Source organism: Actinoplanes sp. HUAS TT8 (genome assembly GCF_051380535.1).
In the GTDB taxonomy this organism is placed as follows: domain Bacteria; phylum Actinomycetota; class Actinomycetes; order Mycobacteriales; family Micromonosporaceae; genus Actinoplanes.
Map to the genome: position 1 here is coordinate 282,743 of NZ_CP195646.1, position 20,014 is coordinate 302,756.

Annotated in this window: 11 protein-coding genes and 1 pseudogene; 6 read left to right on the forward strand and 6 right to left on the reverse strand. The window is 69.1% G+C overall.

Annotated elements, in window-relative coordinates; all coding sequences use genetic code 11:
• The first annotated feature begins 39 nt into the window (after positions 1–39).
• The gene (locus ACSHV8_RS01240; protein WP_436528520.1) at positions 40–2,346 is read left to right on the forward strand and encodes a putative bifunctional diguanylate cyclase/phosphodiesterase; all 2,307 of its coding nucleotides are present in this window, start codon (positions 40–42) and stop codon (positions 2,344–2,346) included.
• On the opposite strand, the gene ACSHV8_RS01245 is transcribed toward ACSHV8_RS01240, so the two are convergent.
• From ACSHV8_RS01245 to ACSHV8_RS01255, 3 genes are all read right to left on the reverse strand, one after another.
• A complete protein-coding gene (locus tag ACSHV8_RS01245) occupies positions 2,325–3,269 on the reverse strand; it encodes a diguanylate cyclase domain-containing protein (protein ID WP_436528522.1) in 945 nt (314 codons plus the stop codon). The two genes, ACSHV8_RS01240 and ACSHV8_RS01245, sit on opposite strands and share 22 nt — an antisense overlap.
• A 7-nt stretch (positions 3,270–3,276) precedes the next feature.
• Positions 3,277–4,062 (reverse strand): hypothetical protein, encoded by a 786-nt coding sequence (locus tag ACSHV8_RS01250; RefSeq protein WP_436528524.1) that lies wholly within the window; start codon positions 4,060–4,062, stop codon positions 3,277–3,279.
• Between the two features lie 580 nt (positions 4,063–4,642).
• Entirely contained in the window at positions 4,643–6,913 is a 2,271-nt protein-coding gene (locus ACSHV8_RS01255) for a putative bifunctional diguanylate cyclase/phosphodiesterase (protein WP_436528526.1), read from the reverse strand.
• 781 nt (positions 6,914–7,694) lie between these two features.
• Between ACSHV8_RS01255 and ACSHV8_RS01260 the strand changes: the two genes are divergently transcribed.
• From ACSHV8_RS01260 to ACSHV8_RS01270, 3 genes are all read left to right on the forward strand, one after another.
• Entirely contained in the window at positions 7,695–8,111 is a 417-nt protein-coding gene (locus ACSHV8_RS01260) for a hypothetical protein (RefSeq protein WP_436528528.1), read from the forward strand.
• A gap of 781 nt (positions 8,112–8,892) precedes the next feature.
• Positions 8,893–10,452, forward strand: coding sequence for a methyl-accepting chemotaxis protein (locus ACSHV8_RS01265; protein WP_436528530.1), 1,560 nt, complete (start codon positions 8,893–8,895; stop codon positions 10,450–10,452).
• Between the two features lie 694 nt (positions 10,453–11,146).
• Positions 11,147–12,703 (forward strand): diguanylate cyclase domain-containing protein, encoded by a 1,557-nt coding sequence (locus tag ACSHV8_RS01270; RefSeq protein WP_436528532.1) that lies wholly within the window; start codon positions 11,147–11,149, stop codon positions 12,701–12,703.
• Here ACSHV8_RS01270 and ACSHV8_RS01275 read toward each other — a convergent pair.
• Positions 12,685–13,884, reverse strand: coding sequence for a GAF domain-containing sensor histidine kinase (locus tag ACSHV8_RS01275; RefSeq protein WP_436528534.1), 1,200 nt, complete (start codon positions 13,882–13,884; stop codon positions 12,685–12,687). The genes ACSHV8_RS01270 and ACSHV8_RS01275 overlap by 19 nt on opposite strands.
• A 291-nt stretch (positions 13,885–14,175) precedes the next feature.
• On the opposite strand from ACSHV8_RS01275, the gene ACSHV8_RS01280 reads away from it, so the two are divergent.
• Complete coding sequence (locus ACSHV8_RS01280; protein ID WP_436528536.1) at positions 14,176–15,753, forward strand: methyl-accepting chemotaxis protein; 1,578 nt, start codon at positions 14,176–14,178, stop codon at positions 15,751–15,753.
• 90 nt (positions 15,754–15,843) lie between these two features.
• On the opposite strand, the gene ACSHV8_RS01285 is transcribed toward ACSHV8_RS01280, so the two are convergent.
• On the reverse strand, positions 15,844–16,830 hold the full coding sequence (locus ACSHV8_RS01285; protein WP_436528538.1) for a sensor histidine kinase: 987 nt from the start codon (positions 16,828–16,830) through the stop codon (positions 15,844–15,846).
• Between the two features lie 236 nt (positions 16,831–17,066).
• Positions 17,067–17,537: pseudogene (locus ACSHV8_RS01290) on the reverse strand (PAS domain-containing protein); the annotation flags it as partial.
• 23 nt (positions 17,538–17,560) lie between these two features.
• Here ACSHV8_RS01290 and ACSHV8_RS01295 point away from each other — a divergent pair.
• Positions 17,561–19,321, forward strand: coding sequence for a methyl-accepting chemotaxis protein (locus ACSHV8_RS01295; RefSeq protein WP_436528540.1), 1,761 nt, complete (start codon positions 17,561–17,563; stop codon positions 19,319–19,321).
• Positions 19,322–20,014 lie beyond the last annotated feature (693 nt).

Consider the following 20,014-nt stretch of genomic DNA (forward strand, 5'->3'; position numbering starts at 1 on the left):
CACCGATGCCGAATCTCGCGCCCGTGGCACGGTCCTGACGTGGCGGCTTCCGATGTCGGCGGCGGCCCGCTGGGGTGGCGCCGGGCCCCGGTCGGCGTCCTGACGATCGGCCTGGCATTGGTCGCCCTGGTGTTCGCCGTGTTCGACGATCGGGCGCGTCCGGCGGTCATCGGAATGACGGTGCTCGGGTTGGATCTGGCCGGCGCCGTCTGCAGTTGGCGAGCAGCCCGGCACAGCCCGACCGGTCCGGTCCCGTGGCGGCTGATCGCGGCCGGGCGCGCCGTCTCGGCCGGCATGGTGTTGTGTCTGTGGCACGCGGCCTTGGGCGGCATGGCGCCGTGGTGGTGGGCCGGCGCGGCGGCCCGGATGCTGATGTATCTGCTGCTGGCCGCCGGAGTGCTCGTTCCGGTAGTCAAGCAGTTAAGCGGCCGTACTCGCACGGCGATGCTGGCCGAGATCGGCACGGTCATCGCCGCCGGCTTTATGGTGATCTGGTACTTCGCCCTCGAACCCGTCCTCGCGCACGAGACCACCGAGACGGCGGGGATCGTCACGGTCGGCTGGCCGCTGGGTGATGTCCTGCTGCTGGCCGCGCTCGCCTCGCTGATCCTGCGCGGCTCCGTCACCCGCTTCGCCGCCCCGGTCACCGTCTTCGGCACCGGTTTGGCCGTCTACCTGGCCGCCGACGTGCTGTGGCTGGCCGACAGCAGCGACGCCGGCCCGATCCCGCAGAGCCCGGGCGTGCTGTTCGGCCTGGTGGCAGCCAGCCTGCTGATGACCGCCGCACCTGTTCTCACCCTGATCCGATCCGGTCAGCCGTTCGCCGCCCGCACCAGCCGGCCGCCGGCCTGGGCCACCCACCTGCCGATGACGGCCATGCTGGTCGGCTGCCTGCTCATGCTCGCCGCCACCCTCCTGCAAGGCCAGCTGCTGCAGTGGGGCGGGCTGGTGTGCGGGCTCGTCGTGATGACCTGCTTCGCCGCACTGCGGCAGCTGATCTCGCTGCGGCAGGGCCGCGACCAGCTCACCACCGACGCATTGACCGGGCTGGCGAACCGGGCCGGCCTCGACGAGGCCCTCGACCGGGCGCTGCGGCGTCAGCAGCCGGTCGCGCTGCTGCTGATCGACCTGGACGGCTTCAAATTGGTCAACGACGCCTATGGCCACGCCGCCGGGGACGCGTTCCTGGCCCACGTCGGCCGGCAGCTGCGCTCCGCGGTCCGCGGCGCCGACGTGTGCGCCCGCATCGGCGGCGACGAGTTCGCCGTCCTGCTCTTCGACATCACCGACCTCGACGAGGCAGCCGCCACCGCGCTACGGATCCTGACGATCAGCTCCGGTCACCCGGTCGTCATCGATGACGACCTGGTCCCGGCCCGGGCCAGCATCGGCATCGCAGCCGGCGGGCCCGGCTTCGACGCCAAGACCCTGCTGCGGCAGGCCGACACGGCCATGTACTACAGCAAGCGCGCCGGCAGCCACAGTCACGCCACTTACCAGCCCTCGATGGTTGATCGCCGCGCCGACGACGTCACCCTGGCCGAGGACCTGCAGCACGCCCTGCACCGTGGCGAGCTGCACGTGCTCTACCAGCCGCAGGTCGATCTGCGGACCGGCCGGATGATCGCTGCCGAAGCACTGGTCCGCTGGCAGCATCCGACCCAGGGCCTGATCCCGCCGACCCGGTTCATCCCGGTCGCCGAACGCTGCGGGGCGATCACCGACATCGGCCTGTGGGTCCTCGAACAGGCCCTGAACCAGCTCGCCGCCCTCCCGCCTACCGGCCCGGGCCAGGATCCGGCGCACATCAGCGTCAATCTCTCCCCGCAGCAACTGCGGCAGCCGACGATCGTGCACGACATCCTGGCCGTCCTCGACCGCACCGGTGCCGACCCGCGTCGCCTGGTCCTGGAGGTCACCGAGTCCGCGCTGGTGGACGAGACCGGCGGCATCGACGCGCTGCGCGCCCTGCGCGAGCACGGCATCCGCATCGCCATCGACGACTTCGGCACCGGCTACTCGTCGCTGCAGTACCTGACCCGCCTGCCCGTTGACATCCTCAAGATCGACCGCAGTTTCGTCGCCGAACTCGACAACACCCCGGAAGGATCAGCCGTCGCCGACGCCATCATCCGATTCGCGCAGGTGCTGCACCTGGACACCGTCGCCGAGGGCATCGAGACCGAGCACCACGCCACCGAACTGCTCGCTCTCGGCTGTCACATCGGGCAGGGCTACCTCTACGCCAAACCCCTGACCCCGGCCGACCTGGTCGCGATGGCGCAGGACTACCAGGTCGCGACCCGTCCCGCCGTGCCAGCACGTCACGCGTTGACGAGCACGTAGCGGCTCTTGCCCGCCGACTTCGCGGCGTACATCGCCTCATCGGCACGGCGCAGCACCTCGTCGGCGGTGGTGGCCGGGCCACCGACCGCGATGCCCAAGCTGGCGGTGACGGTCACCGTCGTACCGGCCAGATCGATGGGCTCGCCGAGGACGGCGACCACCCGGGCCGCGGTCGCATGAGCTTCCGGCTCGCCGTCGAGGTGCTCGACGATGACCGCGAACTCGTCGCCGCCGAGGCGCGCAACGGTGTCGCCGGCCCGGACCGCATCGCGCAGCCGGCCGGCGGTGACCTGCAGAACACGGTCGCCGGCATGGTGGCCGTATGCGTCGTTGATCGGTTTGAAACCGTCCAGGTCGACGAACAGGACCGCGAACGTGCTGCCGTCGCCGGTGTGGGCGGCGATGGCCCGGGTGACCTGGTCGTGGAAGAGCAGCCGGTTCGCCAGACCGGTCAGCGGGTCGTGGAAGGCCAGATGTTGCAGCTGTTCCTCGCGTTCGCGTAGCTGGGCCTCGACGCTTTCGCGGCGGGTGATGTCCTCGCGCAGCGCGGTGGTCGCCCGATCGACCTGATCCAGGGCCCGTTTGCGGCTGCCGGTCATGGTGGCGGTCAGCATCGCGAGCATCACGGTCAGCGCCGCGCCCGCGCCGAGCGTCATCGTGGCCGTGCTGCTATGTGCCGCAACAGTGAGCCGGTGGGTCGGCCAGACGCTGATGTGCCAGCGGCGCTGGCCCACGGTGATGCTCTGGTCGCGGTCGAGCCGGTCGTCGTGGCGCCGGGTGCCGGGCGTGACGACCGCGATCACGGTGTCGGTGCCGGCTGGATCGGTCAAGGTGGCCTGAACGACGCCGTGGGTCCGGTCCAGCAGCATCCGGGCGAGGAAGTCGTGTCCGTGCAGGCCTATCACGATCCAGCCGTGGAACACGTCGGGATCATCCGAGCCCAGGCCGGTCGAGATCGTCGCGGCCAGGACCACTGAGGTCTGGCGTTGATCGGCCGGAGACTGCGGTCGCGCAGCAACTGTAGGCAAGGCTGATCGCGATCGCTCCGCTCTGCCGGGCCGTGCGCAGCGCGACCGAGGCCTGCGGACTGTTCTGCAGGTCGACGCCGCGCAGACTGCTCTGGGCCGCCACCGAATACGCCATGTCGGTCAGCGTCTCGGCGTATCGGCTGACTTGATCGGTGATCGCCGTGGTCAGGTCATCGGTGTAGCGGTCCATCAGCTGACCGGCCGCCTGATCAGCGGTGTGCCGGGCCGCGCCGAACGCCGCGGCGGTGGCGGCGCCGTCGGCCAGCAACACCACGCTGACCGACGCCGCCGCCAGCCACCACCGGGACGGCCGGCGGCTCCCCCTGCCCACCCTCACCTGTTCGGCCACGTGATCCAGGGCCTTAACGTCGGCCTGAACCTGTGTTGGCCGCGGTGTCCGGTACCGGCCGGTGAGCTTCGATAGCTGGTCGACCCGGTGCTGCCATTTGGTGACCTGGGCGCGGGCTTCGGCTCGCTCGGCGCTTGAGGCCTGCGGGTCGCCGCGGACCTGGATGAGGACATCGGTGGCCGAGGCCAGGTATGCCCTGGTTCCCTGCAGTTTAAGCGTCTGGCGGACCGCGCCAGGGATGTCGGCGTAAAGATCGGCCAGACGTTGCTTTGCGGTCGCCAGTTCGTAGGCGGCGATCGCGCTGTCGGCCCGGGAGGCGTTGCTGTCCGCGTGGACCACGCCGAGTTCGTCGCGTCGCAGGCTGACCTCGTTCTACGCGGCCTGCATCTGGTCGGCGGAGGTGGTCTGGTAGGCCGCCAGGACGGTTCCGGAACGCTCGCTGGGTCCGGGCTACTGCCAGGGTGGGCGGTGGAAACGGGATCACGGTGTTCCAGATTTTGCGCGGAGGTGCCAACGAACCGGAGTCTGATCTGCTGGCCGGCGCCGTTGAGCAGACTTAGCCGCAGCGCCCACGCGTTGTCCTCGGTGGCCCAGCCGCCGTCTTTCCAGGCCGGCCAGCCATCGGAAACTCCATGTTGCTCCAGATCGGCAGGTAGTTCTCACCGACCACGGACATCGGCTCGTCCAGCATCGGCCGCAACTGCCGCTGCCGCAGGCCGGCGAAGTCGTCGCCGAGTCGGCTGGTCCGAGATCACGGGAAGCGAATTCGACCGAGACTGGTGGCTGACGCGGTCGGGCCTGACGCCGCGGCTGGGGGCGGCTGATCTTGGACTGCACCCGTTGGGCCGGCCGCCGGCCAGCTCCGGTGCGGCGTATTTCCGGCTCGACTCTGCGGAACCCGGCGGTCGTTTTCGGCGTGTCAGCGGCCCACCGTGTTCTGCGCTACCGGGGGAGCGGTGAAGAAGGCGGCGTGGTCGGTGGAGGTCAGTGGTGTGGCGTAGAGGTAGCCCTGGCCGGTGTTGCAGCCCAGCGCGCGTAGCTCGGTGGCTTGTTGTTCGGTTTCGATGCCTTCGGCGACGGTGGTCAGGTGCAGGACTTGGGAGAGCCGGATGACGGCTTCGGCGACGGCGGAGCCTTCTGGGGTGTTGTTGAGTTCGGCGACGAAGCTGCGGTCGATTTTGAGGATGTCGACGGGCAGGCGGGTCAGGTATTGCAGGGAGGAGTAGCCGGTGCCGAAGTCGTCGATGGCGATCTGGATGCCGTGTTCGCGCAGCGGGCGCAGGGCGCTGATGGCTCCGGTCTCGTCGACCAGGGCGGATTCGGTGACTTCGAGGACCAGGCGGCTGGGGTCGGCGCCGGTGCGGTCGAGGACGGTCAGGATGTCGTGGACGATGGTGGGTTCGCGGAGCTGGCGTGGTGACAGGTTGACGCTGATATGCGGGAGCCGGCCGCTACCGGCTGGTTGCGGTAGTGCCGCGAGGTGGGTGAGGGCTTGTTCGAGAACCCACAGTCCGATGTCGGTGATGATGCCGCTGCGTTCGGCGACCGGGATGAACCGGATCGGGGGAACCAGGCCGCGGGTCGGGTGCTGCCAGCGGATCAAGGCTTCCGCGGCGATCGGCCGGCCGGTGGTCAGGTCGATCTGCGGCTGGTACAGCACGTGGAGTTCGTTGCGTTGCAGGGCGTGTTGCAGGTCTTCGGCCAGGACGGCGTCGTCGGCGCGGTGGTCGATCATCGACGGTTCGTAGTAGGCGTAGCTGTGGCTGCCGGCGCGTTTGCTGTGGTACATGGCGGTGTCGGCGTGCCGGAGCAGGGTTTTGGGGTCGGATCCGGGCTCGGCGGTGGCGATGCCGACGCTGGCGCGCACGGCGACGAGGTCGTCGTCGACCTGGACGGGGTGTTCGGCGGCGATGGCCAGGATGCGCTGTGCGGCGGCGATGGCGTCGTTGATGTGGCCGGTGTCGGCGAGCAGGACAGCGAATTCGTCGCCGCCGATGCGGGCGCACACGTCGACGCTGCGGACCGCGGAGCGTAGTTGCTGGCCGACGTGGGTGAGGAAGGTGTCGCCGGCGGCGTGGCCGTAGGCGTCGTTGACGGCTTTGAACCCGTCGAGGTCGATGAGTAGCAGCGTGACTGGGCTGGCGCGTTTCGCTGTCCGGTCGAGGGCTTCGTCGAGGCCGGCGCGGTTGGCCAGCCCGGTGAGGGTGTCGGTGGTGAGCTGGTCGCGGCTCTGCCGGACGAAGATCAGCTGGCGCCAGGCGGCGGCGCAGGTCATGACGGTCAGGCCGAAGATCAGGCCGCCCCACGGCAGCGGTTTGTCCTGCCGCACCGTCGCGATGGCCAGCAGCAGGCAGCCGGCGAGCATGGCGGCCATCGGCAGGTGGGTGGCCCAGGCAGGCGGGCGGCTGGTCCGGGCGCTGTAGGGGGCGCGGGCGCGGGTGGTGGTGACGATCGGGGCGACGGTCATGAGCAGGCTGGCCAGCGTGAGAGCGGACAGCACGCGCAGGTCCTGGGTGAACGGTTTGCCGTCGTTGCTGTTGGCTATCCAGATCAGGTCGGCGACCAGGTAGAGGGCGAGGCTGGTGGCCAGGACGGTGACCGGGGCGGCGAAGCGGGTGACGGCGCCGCTCAGCACGACGGCGGTGACCGCGGCCAGCAGCAGGACGTCGCCGAGTGGCCAGCCGATCGTGACGATGCCGGGTGTCTCCGGGCTGCTCTGGGACAGGACCGGTGCGATGACGAAGCACCAGATGGCCATGAATCCCGCGGCCAGGACCGTGAGCAGTTCGGCCAGCAGCGCGGCGCGTGCCCGGCCGCTGAACCGCCGGGTGATGGAGGTGAGCACCCCGGCGGCGAGCAGTACGAACATGAGCATCCGGGCGACGGCGCCGGCGTCCCACCACGGGGTGCTGCGGCCGAGGCCGCCGCAGGCCAGGCAGATGATGCTGACCGCGGACGTGGCCCGGCCTGCGGCGACCAGCCGCCACGGCGCCAGCCCGCTGGGACTGGTCCGGGCCGCCAGCCAGCTGTAGACGGCACCTGCCAGGTCCGAGATCAGCACGATCAGCCCGATGAATTCCAGGCTGCCGCGGCCGCCGGCGCTGGCGGCGACGAGCCCGGCCAGGACCAGGCCGGTCAGGACGGCGGCGACCGGCGCCCGGCGCCACTGCACCGGACTACGGGAAGCCACGATCACACCTGACCGGCTACTCATACCCTGAGACGCTCCTGTGTCCGACGGTGACCGGGCCGCCGACGACACGGCGACTCGGGTGGGCACCGGGGGACCCGAAGCTCGGCCAGATCATCGGCGCACACCTTCCTGAAGATCGCAGATGCCGGGTAGTCATCCGGTGAGCATCCGGTGCGCCCAGCCCCGCCACGCGCTGCCAAACCCCACTGATACAGGACCGGGCAGGCCGGGGACCTGCCGGATGGGCAACGACTGTAGCGGTAAAAGCCTCCACAAGGGAGGCTACCCGGCGCCGGCGTGCGCGACCTGATGGGAGAGGACGTCGCCGAGGCGGATAGCGTCGGGTCTGGCCCGGCGCAGTATTGGTGTGCGCTCGCGCGGCGGTGATCGCCGCCGCGGGGATGCATCCCTGTCTCGTTAGCGGCCCGTTGTCGTTACGGCAGTCGTCGTGATCAGTGGTGGACGTGACGCGATGGTGCAGGCATCAGCTGGGCCGCTCGCCGGGCGGCGCCCGGCCCGGCGGGATCGCCGGCTTACACCGTTTCGGGTTGTACGGCCAGGTTGCGATGTGGTTGATCGGCCAGGCTGGCCGTGCATTTCTCCTCAGCTCGCGGCAGGCGGTGCCGACGACACGCGTCGTGACTGAGAACCTCTTCGCGTTCGCGGAGCGGAGGACCCCGCGGCGATTCCCCCACCCGCACGGCCCCCGGAACAATCGCGTTGGGCGGCCCGTCTCCTGATCACGGGCGCCTCGGCAACGGCGGTGATCCTGCTCGGTGTGGGAACGATCTGGGCCGCTGGCACCTATGTGCAAGGCGATGTGTGTGACAGCGTCAAAGACACCGCGACGTCGGCCGCCGGCACCTCCGGGGCGGACCTCGCGGCTCTGCCGCGAGACACCCTCGCCATCGCCGCCGAGGACTTCGCCCAGCAAGCCAGCCAACTGTTGTTCACCAATGATCTGAAACGGGCGATGCAGGCGCTGGCCAGCACCACCAATCACCTTCAGCAGGCCGAGCCCACGACGGGCGAAGCAGCCAACCGTGCTCAGGTGCAACAGCTGAGCCAGGCCGTCGACACCCACTTCAAACAGGCCGAAACCGCATGCGGCCTACCGCCCGACGGACTGCGCGGCACCACGCTCGGCCTTGCGGTCTTCGCCACGTCAACAGCAGGGTCCACGATCAAAGGCTGATCACCCGGCCCGCCGTACCGTCGGCACACACCGCCACCGGCTAGAAGATCGCAGCAGGTAATCGCAGAAGAACGGCTTCGATTCCGTCGGCGAGGCACTGGCAAGTGTCACGCACCGGCTCGGGCACGACTCGACGTCGGCGGATCAGGCGCTGACGCGGTTCACCCGGCGCCGCGGCCCACCGGTGGCACGGTCACGAGTTCTGGCGTCGCGTGACGCTTTGCCGGCGGCCCCGGGACGCTGACGGCAGCGGCTCCGGATCGTCAACGGCGCTAGGGCTGGAGAAAACCACCGGCGGCACCACAGGCCGGGTGGCCTCACCAGCGGTGCGGGATACCTGCTTATCGTTCGCGCTGTCCATGCGAACACGCTAGCATCGAACTGATGTTCTACCAGGAGTGAAGGCCTCGGCGCCCGGAAATCGCCTCTTGCCGTGCGTGACCGGAAAAGCCGCAGCCGGGTAGAGGTCTGCAACGCCGCGGGTCGCGGCACTCAAGCCCAGGATCTGCTCGCCGTGATGTCGTGGTGGTCCCTGTCGATCAGCAGCGCCGCCGGCCCGTTGCTTCTACCGCACGGTGACCGCCACCGGTCGGGCACCGTCCTGCACTTTCGGCTTGGGGACGTACGGCGCAGTTATTCAGCGTGTCCGGTATCAGGCCGATAGGCCTTTTGGCGCTGTGATCGCAGGGCCTCGGCAGCCGCCGGGGGAATTTGGTGGGAGACCGTGCTCATGTCCGCAGCGGGTAGTGCCCGGCAGCGAGGCCGTGCTTCTGGATGGTTCGTGGATCTGTCCGTCGCGGCGAAGATCTTCGCCGCGGTCGGTGTGGTCGCGGCGGCGGCCGTCGCCGCCGGGGTGCTGGCCGTGGCCGGCCTGGCGTCGGTGTACGGGCACAGTGAGGCGGTCGTGCGCGAGAACATGGCTCCCGCGCAGGAACTGGCCGATCTGCGCAGCGCGGCGTTGCAGACGCGTATCGCGGTCCGCGACGTCGCCCTGAAGGCAGACAAGGCCGCCGCTGTGGCCGCCTTGCAGAAAACCGATGAGGCGGTGACGGCTGCGGTGGCCACCTACCGGCCACACGCGTCCGACCCGGCCGCGGTCGACGAATTCAGCCAGATCTGGCAGCAGTACATCAGCGTTCGTGACGCCAAACAGATCCCGGCCGCCCGCGCCGGCAACCTTGCCCTGTTCGAGGACCTCGCCACCCGCACCCTGGTCCCGATGGTCACTAAGGCGTTCGCCGCGCTCGACACCGCCCGCGAGGCCGAGACCAGCGCCGCGAAGGCCAAGATCGCCGCCGCTCAAGCCCAGTACCACCGGGCGCGTCTGCAACTGATCCTGCTGGTGAGTATCGGTGTGCTGATCGGCGGCGCGGTCGCCGCCTACACCGTGCGGCGCATCGTCGGCCCCCTGCGGCAGGTCGGCGCCGTCCTGACCGGCCTGGCCGGCGGTGACCTGACCGGCCTGGCCGCGACCGGATCCCGCGACGAGATCGGCCGGATGGCGATCGCCCTTGACACTGCCACGGCCAGCCTGCGCGACACTGTGCAACAGGTGTCACAGACCGCGGCTGCTGTGGCCACTGCGGCCTCGGAACTCGCGCAGACCAGTACCGCCATCGCCGGCACCGCCGAAGGCGCCTCCGGGCAGACCCAGAACGTCGCCGCCGCCGCCAACGACGTGTCCGCACGTGTGCAGTCGGTCGTCGCCGGCGCCGAGCAGATGTCCTCGGCGATTCGCGAGATCGCCGAGTCCGCGTCGCACGCCGCCCGGGTCGCCGCGTCCGCGGTCACCGCCGCGACCAGCGCCTCGCACACTGTCGCCCAGCTCGACACGTCCAGCGCCGAGATCGGTAACGTGCTGAATCTGATCACGTCGATCGCCGAGCAGACCAACCTGCTCGCCCTCAATGCCACCATCGAAGCCGCCCGCGCAGGGGACGCCGGCAAAGGCTTCGCCGTGGTCGCCTCCGAGGTCAAAGACCTCGCCCAGGAAACCGCCCGCGCCACCGACGACATCTCCGGGCGTGTCGCCGCGATCCAGGCCGACGCGCAAGCTGCCGCCACCTCGATCAGCGAGATCGCTCAGGTTATCGAGGAGATCAACCAATACCAGACCACCATTGCCGCCGCCGTCGAGGAGCAGACCGCGACGACCGGCGAGATCAGCCGCAACATCGCCCACGCCGCTGCCGGCACCACCGACATCGCCGCCACCATCGGTCAGGTCGCCACCGGAGCAACCACCACCAGCACCGGCATGCGCCAAGCCCGGGCCGCCACCGAAGAACTCGCCGCGGCCGCTACCGGTCTGCAGACTCTCGTCCAGCGATTCCGGTATTGATCACATTTCGGCGAGGGCCGCGAGGACTGACCGGTCGATTCATGCCGCCGAGCGCTGAAGGGGCGCTCGGTAACGAGGACACCGATCGCGCCGGTGTCTATCCCGTCGGGCGGTGGCGGCGGGACCGGGTGTGTGACCTGGCACGGGGGACCGTTCACACACCCGGCGTTCCGCGGGATCACTACGGCAGTGCCCGAGTCCGCGAATCTTGCTGCATCGTGGCGGCTGATCCAGCCCGCCGTCATCACGAGCGAGAACGCGCGTCGTGAATCCCGGCTGGTCGCGACCAGCGTGCTGCCATGGTGCCCTATGTACCGTGAGCATGCAAGACCATCTGCACGTGCATTCAGGGTCGCGCGCCCTCTTGCCGGGGAACACGTCGGGGATCGCCCGAGCCCGGGCCGGTCGAAATGGGCGCTCTGCCTGGCGGTGCGTAACGATGGACGCCTGAGGGCTGTTCTGCAAGTTGATGCCGCGCGGATCGGAGCCGGCGGTGACCGGCTTGTCGACGTTTCCGGTCTCGTGCTCGGCTGTATGGGGTCGCCGGGGTCAGCGTCAGGCCGACGGCTTCCTGGGCCTGCCATCGCCTCTGGATCGAGGCCTGCAGGTTCACGCGAGCGCTGGGTCTGCCGAAGAGGTCATCGTGAGCGCGGTACGGAGCCGGACGGCGCGGCGTCAGGCTGAGATTGCCCTGGTGTTGCTGGTGCTGTTGGTCGGGCTGGTGATGTCGTTCGTGGCCTATGAGGCGGTGGACTCCGGCGAGGACCGTTACGCCGGTCAGCTCATGGATCGGTATGCCGAGGAGGTCACCGACGCGATCACCGATCGGGTGACGACCTACGGTGACACGCTCAGCGACCTGTCGTATGCCGTCGGTGCCCAGACTGACTTGAGTCAGGACGACTTCAACCGCATCACCGCGGGCCTGGATGCCAACCGCCTGCCGGGTGCCGCCGCGGTCGGTTTCATTGTCCCCGCGAGTACCGCGCAGGTCACAGCGGTGCAGCGCTATTGGCGCGGGCAGGGATCACCCGGCCTGGTGCTGCGCCTACAATCCGGCACGGGTATTCACCACTTTTTGATCTTCGAGAAGGCGTTCGACGACCGCAGCGACATGCGCGGCACCGACGTAGCCGCCAGCGCGCCGGTCGCCTCGGTTTTGCAGACCGCGCAGCGCAATGGAGTGCTGCAGGTCAGCCCTGCCTACCAGATGCTGCGTGACAGCACCGTCGTGGCTGCGCAGGGGCAGCCGAGCGTGATGCTGGCCATCGCGGTCTACAGCGGCTTGGGCTCGTCAGCCCCTGACGAGTTCAAGGGCTGGGTCGTCATGGGTGTCCGCGGCCAGGATTTTCTGTCCCAAACGTTGCTGGACCGGGGCCAGGGCACCATCGGCGTCACGGTCGCCGACACGGTGTCCGGCTCCGAGGTGGTGCTGGCTGCGGTCACGCCCGGGCGTGGGGCCGGCGACAGCGCGTTGGTGCGCCAACGCAGCGTCACTGTCGCGCAACGGCAGTGGCAGGTGACGATCACGCCCACGACCCGGATCCTGACGGCCGCCGCCCGCGGCATGAGCCGCCTTGCGCTGGCTGCTGGCGCCGCGCTGTCGCTGTTGCTCGCTGCTCTGACCGGGGTGCTGGTCGGCAGCCGTAACCGTGCCCTGGACCAGGTTGAACGGGCTACGGTCGCGTTGCGTGAGGACATCGTGCGGCGCGAGTCGATCGAGACGTCCCTGCGCGAACGCGAAAGCCAGCTGCAGCATCAGGCGTTTCACGATCCGTTGACCGGTCTGGCCAACCGGATCTTGTTCTATGACCGGCTCGCCCACGCCATGGACACCCAGGCTCGCACTGGGCAGGCCGTCGCGGTGTTGTTCATCGATCTGGACGGCTTCAAAGCGATCAACGACCGGCACGGGCACCAGGCCGGTGACACCGTGTTGCGTGAGATTGCCGGCCGGTTGCGGGTGTGCCTGCGCCACGGTGACACCCTCGCACGTTTCGGCGGCGACGAGTTCGCGGTCATCCTCGAAGGGCTGACCGCCGCCGCTGATGCCTGCACCGCGGCCCACCGGGTCATCGAGATAGTTCAGGAGCCGATAGATCTGCCGGAAGCGGTGGTCGGGGTGTCCGCGAGTGTCGGTATTGCTGTCAACCGGGCCGGGGTGAGCGCCGACGAACTGTTGAAGGAGGCAGACGACGCCATGTACGCGGCGAAAGCCGCCGGCAAGAACCGTTATATCGAGGCTGGTTGACCGCGCGACGCATCGTGCTCGCCGGCCCGGTCGGGGGCCGGAGGCAGCATGATTTGCGCGGTCAGTCCGGTGTCCGGGTGATTGCGCAGGTGCAGGGTTCCGGCGTGCGCGGTGATGATGCGGTGGGTGATTGCCAGGCCTAGTCCGAGCCCTGGCGTCTGGTCGGTCCGGGCTTGGCTGCCACGCACGAACGGGGCACCGAGCTGGGCGAGTTCGTGCGGGTCGAGGCCGGGGCCGCGATCGCTTACCGTGATTGTCGGCTGCGGGTTGCCGGTGACAGTGACGGTGATCGGTGTGTCGTGGCCGGTGAAGTGAAACGCGTTGTGTAGTAGGTGCCCGACGGCGATCTGCAGTTGTTGAGGGTCCGCGGTGACCGGTACGGGATCATCCGGCAGGTCGGCTCGCAGGCGTCGGGTGGGGTCGTTGATCGACCTGGCCGCCGATGACACGATGGCGGCCAGGTCGACCGGCTGCTGCCGGCCGGTGGGCTGGGCGCTGTCGGGGCCGATGATGCGCAGCAGGTTGTCGACGGTGCGGCAGAGCCGAGCGGTGTTTCGGTTGATCGCGTCGGTCCAGCGCTGCACGCCGGGGGTGATGGCGCCGGGGGTGTCGGTGAGCAGTTCCAGGTTGCCGCAGATGCTGGTCAGCGGTGTGCGCAGCTCGTGTGAGATATCGGCGATGACCTGGTCGTGATTGGTGTTGGCCGGCAATGGTGAGGCGGCCATTAGCCGGGTCTCGGTGTCGATGCGCCCGGCGATGTGGGTCAGCAGTCGTTGGGTGCGTTCGATGCCGCGGTGCCGGGGCTTGCGGTCGAAGACGCAGAGAGCCCCGATGGCCTGGTTCGCGGCGTATAGCGGTACGACGCCGAGGAACCGGATCTGGAGGGGGCCGGTGACCAAGGGGTGGTCGCGCAGGCGTGGGTCCGCGGTGATGTCGCCGATCATCGTCGTGGCGGTGAGGTCGAGGCTGGGTGTTAGCGGTGGCAGGGCTGTTGCGGCGGGCAGGCCGCGGGTCACCGCGTAGCCGCTGGTGTTGAGGATGGCGATGGCGGCCATCGGTAGCTCGCATGCTTCGGTAGCCAGCTCGAGGACTTCCGGCATGCCGGCGAAAGCCGTGTGATGAGGATCGGGCAGCGGCGCCGTAAGAGCGGACGAACCCGTGACGGCGGTGCCGCTGATCATCGTCTCTCCTTCGCTGTATCGGTCGTACACGGTTCTTGAACGTGACGGAAGAACTATCGGCTGATCGGTTGGTGCCGCGCGCTGGTCGCCGGTTGCAATCCGAGACCAGTCAGTTCGCCGCACCGCGGGCCGAGCAGCGTCTGATGCGCGCGACGGGATTGCCGGGACCGGTGGGGCAGCCGAGAACGGCGAACCTGAGCCCTGGCGGGCCAACATGTGGTGATAGTGGGGTGGGTGTATGCCGTCCGTGTGGATGTCGCTGGGGGAAAGATCGTGGCTGCGAAGGACAGGATGGTTGACCTGAGCGTCAACACGAAGGTGCTGGCCGCAGTCGCGATAGCGGCAGTGGTCGCGGTGGCGGTCGGTGTCACCGGGCTGGTCGGGCTGTCGAAGACCAGCGCGGCCGCCGCGCTGATCTCGACCAGCAACGTCGCCAGTATCAAAGCGGCGGGGCAGTTGCGGTCCGCAGCGGAGCAGACGCAGGCGGACTCGGCGAATCAAGCGCTGTCACCTGACGACACGGTCAGCAAGGCGTTCACCGATGCCGTCAACGCTGACTTGCAGGCGTTCATGGACGCGATGACTGCCTACCACAACAGTCATCCGGCCGGTAACGCGGCCACGATCGACAGCCTGCAGGCGACCTGGGACCAGTACGCGACGATCGCCAAGGACAAGCTGATCCCGCTTGGTGACGCCAACGATCTGCGGCAGTGGTCGACGGTGCGTGATACCGACACCAAGCCGCTGCTGGCGAAGGTCCGCTCGGATCTTGATGAACTGGATACCGCGGAGAACGCTGACGCGGTCAAGAATGCCGACGGCGCTGAGAGCACGTACCTGTTCAGCCGCCGCCTGTCGCTGACCATGCTGATCGCCGGGGTGCTGCTGGCTTTGGGATTGGGTGTGGTGGTCTCGCGTCAGATCGTGCGATCGCTGGCGAAGGTCCGTGCGGTCTGTGATGCCCTGGCCGTCAACGATCTGACGCGCACAAGCGGATTGACCTCCCGGGACGAGCCCGGTCTGATGGGGCAGTCGCTGGATACCGCGATTGTCAACCTGCGGCAGACGGTGACCACGATCGGGCAGAACGCGTCAGCGTTGTCGAGCGCGTCGGAACAGATGACCGGCACCGCCGAGCAGATCGCGTCGTCGGCTCAGGAGGCCGCCGGGCAGGCGCAGGCGGTGTCGGCAGCGGCCGAGCAGATCTCCCGCAGCGTCGACGCGGTGTCGGCCGGCAGTGTGCAGATGGGTTCGGCAATCGGGGAGATCTCGCAGAACGCGGCCGAGGCGGCCAAGGTCGCCGCCGAGGCGGTCACGGTCACCCAGGCCACCTCGGAGACGATGCGCCAGCTCGGTGACTCGTCGGCGGAGATCGGCAACGTGGTCAAGACGATCACCGCGATCGCCGAGCAGACCAACCTGCTGGCGCTTAATGCCACCATTGAGGCGGCCCGCGCCGGCGAACTCGGCAAGGGTTTCGCCGTGGTGGCTTCCGAGGTCAAGGACCTGGCGCAGGAGACTGCGCGGGCCACCGAGGACATCTCGCAGCGGGTCGAGGCGATCCAGGCCGACACCAGCGGCGCGGTCGCCGCGATCGAACGGATCTCGCAGGTCATCTCCCGGATCAGCGATTTCCAGACCACCATCGCGTCAGCGGTCGAGGAACAGACCGCGACGACCGGGGAGATGGGCCGTAGTGTGGGCGAGGCAGCGTCCGGCACCAACGAGATCGCGCAAGGTATCACCGTGGTTGCGTCGGCGGCCGAGGCCACCAGTCACGGCGTGGCCCAGACGACCGCGGCGACCAGCGAACTGGCCCGCATGGCGCAGCAGCTCAACACCTTGGTCGCCACGTTCCGGCTCTGAAGCAGCCACCTCGTGGACGATGGACGCTTTCGTTGTCGCATCCGCTGGCGGTGGCGGACCGCATCGCTGGACGAGGACAGGTTTCGGCGGTCAGGCGCCTTGCGAGGGTTTGATCGGTAGTTCGATGGCGAACGTGGTGCCGGGCCCGTCGTGCTCGGCCAGCACGATGGTGCCACCGTGGCGTTCGACGATGGTGCGGGCGATGACCAGGCCCAGGCCGGTGCCGGGAATCCGCTGTTCGAGCGCGGTCGAGGCTCGGTAGAAGCGCCGGAACAGCCGGGGCCGTTCGGCGGCGGGGATACCGATGCCGGTGTCCGCCACGGTCCAGATGATCTCGTGCCGGCCGTTGTCGACACGGGCGGCGACGGTGACCGTGCCGCCGGCCGGCGTGTATTTGATCGCGTTCGACAACAGGTTGTCCGCGACCTGCCGCAACCGGCTGGCATCGGCGTGCACCTCGATGTGTTCGGGCAGATCCACGGTGATGGTCAGGTCCTTGCCCGTGCTGGTCCGAGCGGCGTCGACGGCTTGGCCGATGACGGCGCACAGATCGGTGCCGGCCGGGTCGATGGACAGGTTTCCCGATTCCAGGCGGGCCAGGTCGAGCAGGTCGTCGGCCATGACCGAGAGCCGTTCGGCGTTGCGGCCGATGATCTGCAGATATTGACGCCGTTCGTCGGCGGTCAACGTGTCGAGGTCGGCGACGAGCAGCTGCGCGGACCCGGTGATGGCGTCAAGCGGATTACGCAGCTCGTGGGTGACCATGGCCAGGAACTCGTCCTTGGTGCGGGCCAGCTCGATGGCCAGTTCTTCGGCCCGGCGCCGTTCGACGTACTGCCCGATCTGGGCGGCGAGCCCGCTGAGCAGCCCGAGCAGGATGTCCTCGGGGTCTTCGACCCGGTCGCCGTAGACACACAGTGCGCCAAGTGTGTGCTGGCCGGTGGACAGCGGCACCCCGACAGCCACCCGCAGGCCGATACGGGCGGCAGCGCGGCTGCGCAGCGACCCGGCGTCAGAACCGAGGTCGGGGATCCAGTGGGCGGCGCCGTCGCCGCAGACCCGGCCTGGCAGCGCCACGCCGAGGCCAGGACGTCGATAGCGAAGTCGTCGAGCTGCCGGCCCGGCTGGCTGTGCCGGGCGGCGCAGGTCAGCAGCTGACGGTCGGCGTCAACGACCCACAGTTCGGTGACCGGCCAGCCCATCTGCACGCCCAACGCCTCGACGACCCGCGCCGCCGCGGCCGTGCTTGAACCGGCCTCGGCCAGGCCCCGGGTGACCGCAGCCTCCACCGCGGCGAACCGGCTCGCCCGCCGGGCCGTGGTGACGTCGTGGGCGAACAGGTGAAACACCCGGCCTTGCTCCCCGTCAGTCGCGGTCAGGGTCATTTCGATCGGGAACCCGTGGCCGTCAGCGTGCCAGGCCGACCACTGCACCCGTCGTCCCAGCGCACGCCCGGGCGAGCCGTCGGCCATCCTGGTGATTTCTGTCCGGCAGGCCGGCCGCGCTGACGGCCGGACGATGAGTTCCTCGATCTTGCGGCCGCACGCCTGCGCGCGAGGGTAGCCGAACGTGGTTTCGGCCGCACGGTTCCAGGCCGACACGATTCCAAGAGCGTCGAACGCCACGTAGGCCTCCAGCGCTCCGTCGAGCACCGCTGAGAGGACCGGATGGACCGGCTCGGTCTTTCGGCGTCGGTTGGTGTGGGCAGACACAGCGTTTCCCCTGAACAGTGCGGCGAGGCGGCAGCGGCGGGCCGGGGGAGTGGACGGCGCAATCTTCGACACTAACGCTGTCGCCTCGACGTGGTGTGCGCATCACGGATCCGCGCCGACGCGACCGGGCACCGCAAAACTCACTGGCCCGCACCTGTCAGACGTTTAGAAGTCCATCGGGCGCAGCCGATCGTGACACTGGCAGAGACAGCGTGACGAAAGGAAAGACCGTGGTGGCCGAGCCTGCAGGCGAGATCGTTAACCGGCGGTGGCGGCTGCTGACCGACCGACGCGTGTCAACGAAGATCATGGCCGCTGTCGGCGCCGTCGCGCTGTTCGGGGTCGGTAACGGCCTGTTCGCCCTCGACCGGCTCGGAGCTACCAACCAGCAGGTCAAGAACGCGTACGTGATGAACGATGAGCTCAACACCATCGGCAACCTGCGTGCCGCGGTCAACCGGTCCTGGCTGGGAATGGACGACTATCTGCTGGCCTCCACCGCGGCCGAGCGCAGCGCGGCGCGTACCGCGATCACCACCGCCGAAACGCAAGTGTCGCAGAATGTGACCGCGTATCAGGCGTTGCCGATCGGTGCCGACGCCCGGACAGCCACGACCGGCTTCCAGACGGACTGGGCGACGTTCACTTCCTTGCTCGACAACAAACTGCTGCCGGCCGCCGACGCCGGCGACCGCCACACGATGAGCACCCTGCGCACCGGTGAGTTGGCGACGGTGATGAAAGCTGTCCGGGCCGACCTGACCAGTCTGGCGGATCTGACCGTGCAGGCCGGCGTGGCCGAGGAGAACACCGCCGAGTCCCGGTATCAGTCGACGAAGTGGTGGGTGATCGCCCTGATCGCGGCCGCCGCCGCGGTCGGCCTGGCGCTAGCAGCCGGCATCGCGCGGCTCATCGTTGTGCCGCTGTCACGGTGCGTGGACGCCCTCGCCCGCATCGCCAAGGGTGATCTGACGGCCCGGGTCCGGGTCGACAGCGGCGACGAGGTCGGTCAGATGTCGGCGGCACTCAACGACACCGCGCAGGCGATGTCCGGCATGGTCGCCCGGATCACCACCAGCTCGCAGCTGCTGGGCGAGGCCTCCGAGGAGCTGTCCGCGGTCTCCCAGCAACTGTCCGCATCAGCCGAGGAAACCGCCGTGCAGGTCAACTCCGTCGCGGACTCGGCCGGTCAGGTGTCGCACAGCGTCCGGACGGTGTCGGCCGGCGCCGACGAGATGGGCGTATCGATTCGGGAGATCGCCACCAACGCCAATGAGGCCGCCGGCGTCGCCGCCGACGCCGCCCGTGCCGCCGAGACGACCAACGCCAGTGTCGCCCGCCTCGGCGAGGCATCCGCACAGATCGGCTCGGTGGTCGCCATGATCACGGCGATCGCCGAGCAGACCAACCTGCTCGCGTTGAACGCCACCATCGAAGCCGCCCGGGCCGGCGAAATGGGCAAAGGCTTCGCCGTCGTCGCCTCCGAGGTCAAGGACCTGGCGCAAGAAACCGCTCAGGCCACCCAGCAGATCACCGCACAGGTCGCCGCGATCCAGGCCGAAAGCAGCGCCGCGGTGACCGCGATCGCCCAGATCGGGCAGGTCATCGCCACGATCAACGACTACACCACCACGATCGCGGCCGCCGTGGAGGAACAGACCGCGACCACCGCGGAGATCTCCCGCAGCGTTGCCCACGCCGCGCAGGGTTCGGCTACGATCGCCGACACGATCACCGGCGTGGCGCAGGCGGCCCGCCAGGTGACCGAAGGCGCCACCGAAACGCAGCAGACCGCCGCGCAGCTGGCCGGCACCGCCGCGCAGTTGCAGGCCACCGTCGCCGCCTACCAGATTTGACCGGAGCTCGCCGTGACGCACATCGGTCCCCGCCCGGCCGCAGGGTCACCGAACCCGCGGCTGTGGCACCGCGCCTACCCCGGCCTGGCAGTGATCGGCCTGACCAGCGTCGGACTTGTGTTCGCCGCGTTCGACGATCATGGGCGGCTGACCATCATCGAACTGGCCGTGGTCCTGCTCGACCTGGCCGGCGCCATCTACAGCTGGCGCGCGGCCTCCCACAGCACCTCCGGCCCGACTCCCTGGCGGCTGATCGCCGCCAGCCGGGCCGCGTCCGCTGTCGCAGCGATCTGCCTCGGCCTGGCCGCTACGGCCGACTCCGGCTGGTGGTGGGCCGGCACCAGCGCCCGCATGGCCATGTACGTTCTACTGGCCGCCGGCGTGATCATCCCCGTGATCAGAAACTTCCCCGGCCGTACCCGCATCGTCCTACTGACTGAGATCACCACCGTGATTGCCGCCGGGTTCATGGTCATCTGGTACTTCGCGTTCGAACCGGTCCTGACCCACCAAGGCCCGCAGACTCCAAAGCTCGTGACGATCGGCTGGCCGATCGGCGACGTCCTGCTCCTGGCCGCGGTCGCGTCGCTGGTGCTGCGCGGCGCCGTCACCCGCTTCGCCGCACCCGTCACCATCTTCGGCGCCGGTCTGGCCCTGTACCTGATCACCGACGTGATCTGGCAGGCCGGCGAC

Coding starts and splice junctions, on each gene's coding strand:
- ACSHV8_RS01280 (WP_436528536.1), top strand. CDS start 14,176: ATGGTTGACCTGAGCGTCAACACGAAGGTGCTGGCCGCAGTCGCGATA.
- ACSHV8_RS01275 (WP_436528534.1), bottom strand. CDS start 13,884: ATGATCAGCGGCACCGCCGTCACGGGTTCGTCCGCTCTTACGGCGCCG.